The following is a 4,219-nucleotide window of genomic DNA, read 5'->3' as shown; positions in this document are numbered from 1 at the left end:
TGGCGCGCGAGGTGCAGGAGAGGGTGGCGGAGGCGTTCGGCGTCTGGCTGGAACCGGAGCCGGTGATCGTTTGAGCCCCAGACGTCTGACCCGACGGAGTCGCGGCCGAGGTTCGGTGTGACCGACCGCGACATCCGCCTGAGCGCGACCCGGCAGTGATCACGCAACGCGCCAGTCCCGGAAACCCCATGCAATCGGCACGCGGCTCGATCGACGAGACGTAACTGGACGTCTCCGGGCCGGAGCGGCTCGTGGGTCCGCCCGAGGTCGTCGGCCGGCGCACAATGGACGCGATCCGGCGCTCGCACTCAGCACGGACTGAGGCAAAGGTACGCCGCGGGCGCCAGGCTGGTCGCGAGCATGACCGCGTCGATGTCCTCGTGCTCCTTCCAGAGCCGGCCGCTTTGATTCAACGGCGCGAGCCAGAAGTCCTCGATCGCGTCGATGAGAGGGAGATAGGGCATCAGCCGTTCGAGTCGTGAGCCGAGCGCGGGCAGCGAGCGGAAGGCCTCCGGGTGTCGTGCCGCAAGGTCTCCTATGCGCTGGAGGGCCCGCAGCCCGATGGACAGCCCAAGCTCGCGGAACGCGAGCCGATCATCCGCGGGCATCGAGAGGGCGTCGCGGCCCGCGGCTTGAAACTGGAGCCCCGGCAGGGCGTCGTGCAGCAGCATCACGATCAGATCCTCGTATCCGCGGTCACCCGCTGAGGTCAGCTGCGCCAGTGCGTGCGCGGCGGTGAGCAGGCCGCCGATGCCGAGGGGATCGGCGGTGGAGAGGGGTTGGGTCGCGCACATGGCGCTCAGGCCGGCGATCTGTCGGTCGAGGCTGGGTGCGCCGGGGCCGTCCAAGGTGGCTGCGGCATGCTGCAGCTCGAGGCAGGTGACCAGGCCGTCGAGGGGATCCTGTTGACCCTGCGATCCGACCAGCGGTCTGGAGAGGTCGATGCTCATCTTCCAGACCAGGCGCCGGCGACCGTCCAAGGTCGCCTCGTAGCTGAAGCGCTCGAAGGCGGTCTCGGCGAGCTCCAGCGCCCACCGGATGTAGCCCGGCTCGCCGGTCGCAATTCCCAGGCGTGCCAAGGCATGCATCCACCTGGTCAGATAGTGGAAGTACTGTCCGTCCCGCTCCCACTCGAGGCGCTCGTCGAACGCCTCGTCGGGCAGGCGCTCGCGGAGCGTCTTGCCGATCCGCAGTCCCCCTTGCGTGGGGTGCCGTTCGCCTGCGTCTGCTGCGAGCCCGCTGATCCATCCCTCCCTCGGGTCGTCCGATCGATGTCGCCCGAGAACATGGTGGACCTGGTCAAGGAGGCGAAGCGCGAGCTCGCGGTAACTCTGATCGCTCGTTCGGCGCTCCAGCTCGAGGAAGTTGCAGACGGCGAAGGCGTCGGTCCAGAGGTAGCGCTTCGGAGGTCGTTCTCCGACCAGACCGGTGCGCTCCGCGAAGCCCGTCATGAGGTCATTCACCAGTTCCGTCGTCTGCTGCTCAGGGCGCGTCATCCAACAACTCCACCTTCCGCCTGAGCATCTCGCGGTCAGCCGTTGTTACGGGCTCACAGAGATGCCGTTAATATACTGACCATAGACCATCCGCGAGTGTGAGCCATGGAAAACTCGGACCTACCCTTTGATGTGCGCGTCGAGTGCTACGCGGGCTACAGGTCCGAGGAAGCGCCGCGGCGGTTCTTCATCGGCGCGCGGCAGGTCGAGGTCGTCGAGGTGATCGATCGCTGGATTTCACCCGAGCATCGTTACTTCAAGCTGCGGGGAGACGACGGCGGCGTCTACATCCTGCGCCACGATGCCGAGGCCGGGCGCTGGGAGATCACGCTCTACGACTCCGGTCGTGTCGAGGGGACCCGTCTCTCTTCGACCTGAGTCGGAGCGGCTGTCAGCCGGCACGGGCCGGCATCCCCTGCGAGCGCGGGAGAATCCGTCATGTGGGACGAGCGATACGCCTCCGAAGACTATGCCTACGGCACCGAGCCGAACGACTTCCTCCGCGAGGTCGCGCCACGGCTTCCGGTGGGCAAGACCTTGTGCCTGGGTGAAGGGGAAGGGCGCAATGCGGTCTTCCTGGCCGGACTCGGACACCGGGTCACGGCGCTCGACGGCTCGCGGGTCGGTCTCGAGAAGGCCCGGCGGCTGGCGGCCGATCGAGGCGTCGCCATCGACACCATCCACAGCGACCTTGCACATTACACACTCGAGCCGGCGGCCTGGGACTGCATCGTCGCGATCTTCGTCCACCTGCCCCCGGCGCTGCGCCGACAGCTCCACCGGCAGGTCGTCGCCGGTCTGCGGCCTGGCGGTGTCTTCGTCCTCGAAGCCTACACGCCACGCCAGCTCGAGCTCGGTACCGGTGGACCGCCCGTGGCCGAGTTGATGATGGAGCTCGAAACGCTCGCCGAGGAGCTCACCGGCCTGCGTTTTCTCCGCGCGGCGGAGGCGGAGCGTGAGGTTCACGAGGGCCGCTATCACGCCGGCACCGGCGCCGTGGTCCAGATCCTCGCCACCCGAGACTGACGCGCCTCCTTCGGCTGCGGCCCGTCGAGGGACTCAGGCGTCTCCTGCGGGCCATCCAGCGGGCCAGTGGACTCTAGGAGCCTGCGCCAGCCGTCGCTTCAACCGAAAGGCGCCGTTGCGGATTGACCGGGGGGTCGCTCAGCGAATCGGATGTGGGGCAGATCTGCCGCGATCAAGCGCATCTGCCCGTCGGGGTGTGAAGCGCCGTCATCCGAACCTATATCCGAGCGGTGAGCCAGCCTGAAGAGGCCAGCACGATGAACGCAATCCTGCTCGATCTCGATGGGGTGCTGTATCAGGGTGATCAGGCGCTGCCCAAGGCCGACGAGGTGCTTGACTGGATCCGCCGCCAGGCGATTCGGCATCTGTTCTTGACCAACACCACCTCGCGGCCGCGCGCCGCCATCGTGGAGAAGCTCTCGCGGCTCGGCATCGCCGTGGACACAGAAGACATCCTGACCCCGCCGGTGGCGGCGCGGGCATGGCTCGCGGAGCGTGGACTCGCGCGCGTCGCGCTCTTCGTGAACCCGAGCACCAGGGCAGACTTCACCGGCTTGACCCCGCTGGCACCGGACGCCGAGGGCGGTGCCGAGGCGGTCATCCTCGGCGACATGGGGACGGGCTGGGACTATCCGACACTCAATCGCGCCTTCCGCCTGCTGATGGCCGAGCCGCGCCCTTTGCTGATCGCCCTCGGCATGACCCGCTACTGGCGCGCCCCCGACGGGCTTCGCCTCGATACCGCGCCCTTCGTCGCGGCCCTGCAGCACGCCACGGGCGTTGAGCCCATCGTGCTCGGCAAGCCCGCACGCCCGTTTTTCGAGACCGCGCTGACCGCCGCGGGGAGCACCGCCGCCGAGACCCTCATGGTCGGCGACGACATCCGCAGCGACATCGCGGGGGCCCAGGCCGCCGGACTCAAGACGCTGCTGGTGCGCACCGGCAAGTTTCGGCCCGCGGACCTCGAGTCGGGGATCCGCCCCGACGGGGTCATCGACTCCATCGCGGATCTGCCGGCGTGGTGGCAGCGGGCGGACGCGGGGACGTCTGGATCCGCGGAGCCTGTGTCTGGTATCCCGTAGCTCCAACCCGGATCTAAGACGATGCTCATCAAATGCCATCCTCGCATTTGATCGGCGTTTCCCCAAGCTACCGGAGTCATCAGCATGCGTCCACTGCGTTGGAAAAGCCGCTATCAGACCGGCGACGCCGAGGTCGATCGGCATCATCGGGCCTTCGTCGATTGCCTCAATCGTCTGATCCAGGGCGCCGGGCAGCGTGAGCACTGCCGGGAGATGGAGGACTTTATCGCCCGGTTCAGCGCCGAGGCCGAGGAGATGCTGCAGGACCGCAGGGCCGATCTCGACTTGAGTGCCGAATTCGGCCGGCGGCTCCTGGCCTCCCTGCCGCTGGAGCCGTATGGCAGCGCCGCCTGTCGCGCGTGCGGCCTCTGCGACCTCGCCAAAGAGCAGATCGCAGAGCATCTGCAAGCGCCGGCCGAGTGTTTGTTCCGAGCGCCTTGAGCGGCATCAATGGGCCGGCCGACCCCTCGCCGTCTAGGAGCCTGTCTGACTTGAGCGATCGTCGCGAGCCGAGTGGGAGAGCGAGGACAGATTCGACCGATTGCGAGGCGCATAGTGGGTCTACGTAACGAGAAATCGGTCGGATATGGACCGCTGTCCCGCCGGCGCAGTAGA

The 4,219-nt window shown here is 67.6% G+C and carries 5 protein-coding genes; 4 read left to right on the top strand and 1 reads right to left on the bottom strand.

The features are described 5' to 3' along the window. Window positions 1-308: 308 nt before the first annotated feature. Window positions 309-1,496 carry a hypothetical protein gene (locus tag LJE61_RS10425; protein ID WP_296918328.1) on the bottom strand — a complete coding sequence of 396 codons (1,188 nt, stop codon included), beginning with the start codon at window positions 1,494-1,496 and terminating at the stop codon, window positions 309-311. Window positions 1,497-1,601: 105 nt separating this feature from the next. On the opposite strand from LJE61_RS10425, the gene LJE61_RS10420 reads away from it, so the two are divergent. From LJE61_RS10420 to LJE61_RS10405, 4 genes are all read left to right on the top strand, one after another. Next, a complete protein-coding gene (locus LJE61_RS10420) occupies window positions 1,602-1,874 on the top strand; it encodes a hypothetical protein (RefSeq protein ID WP_296912670.1) in 273 nt (90 codons plus the stop codon). A gap of 60 nt (window positions 1,875-1,934) precedes the next feature. Then, the gene (locus LJE61_RS10415) at window positions 1,935-2,522 is read left to right on the top strand and encodes a class I SAM-dependent methyltransferase (RefSeq protein ID WP_296912673.1); all 588 of its coding nucleotides are present in this window, start codon (window positions 1,935-1,937) and stop codon (window positions 2,520-2,522) included. 257 nt (window positions 2,523-2,779) lie between these two features. Continuing rightward, entirely contained in the window at window positions 2,780-3,604 is an 825-nt protein-coding gene (locus tag LJE61_RS10410; protein ID WP_296912676.1) for a TIGR01458 family HAD-type hydrolase, read from the top strand. 84 nt (window positions 3,605-3,688) lie between these two features. After that, on the top strand, window positions 3,689-4,045 hold the full coding sequence (locus LJE61_RS10405) for a hemerythrin domain-containing protein (protein WP_296912679.1): 357 nt from the start codon (window positions 3,689-3,691) through the stop codon (window positions 4,043-4,045). Window positions 4,046-4,219 lie beyond the last annotated feature (174 nt).

The organism is Thiocapsa sp. (assembly GCF_022340925.1).
In the GTDB taxonomy this organism is placed as follows: Bacteria; Pseudomonadota; Gammaproteobacteria; order Chromatiales; family Chromatiaceae; genus Thiocapsa.
The sequence above is the reverse complement of the archived record's forward strand: the minus strand, read 5'-3'. Positions and strand labels throughout refer to the sequence as shown.

What these genes read in the sequence shown, in the direction of transcription:
- LJE61_RS10405 (WP_296912679.1), top strand. Translation starts at nt 3,689, where the DNA reads ATGCGTCCACTGCGTTGGAAAAGCCGCTATCAGACCGGCGACGCCGAG.
- LJE61_RS10420 (WP_296912670.1), top strand. Translation starts at nt 1,602, where the DNA reads ATGGAAAACTCGGACCTACCCTTTGATGTGCGCGTCGAGTGCTACGCG.
- LJE61_RS10425 (WP_296918328.1), bottom strand. Translation starts at nt 1,496, where the DNA reads ATGACGCGCCCTGAGCAGCAGACGACGGAACTGGTGAATGACCTCATG.
- LJE61_RS10415 (WP_296912673.1), top strand. Translation starts at nt 1,935, where the DNA reads ATGTGGGACGAGCGATACGCCTCCGAAGACTATGCCTACGGCACCGAG.
- LJE61_RS10410 (WP_296912676.1), top strand. Translation starts at nt 2,780, where the DNA reads ATGAACGCAATCCTGCTCGATCTCGATGGGGTGCTGTATCAGGGTGAT.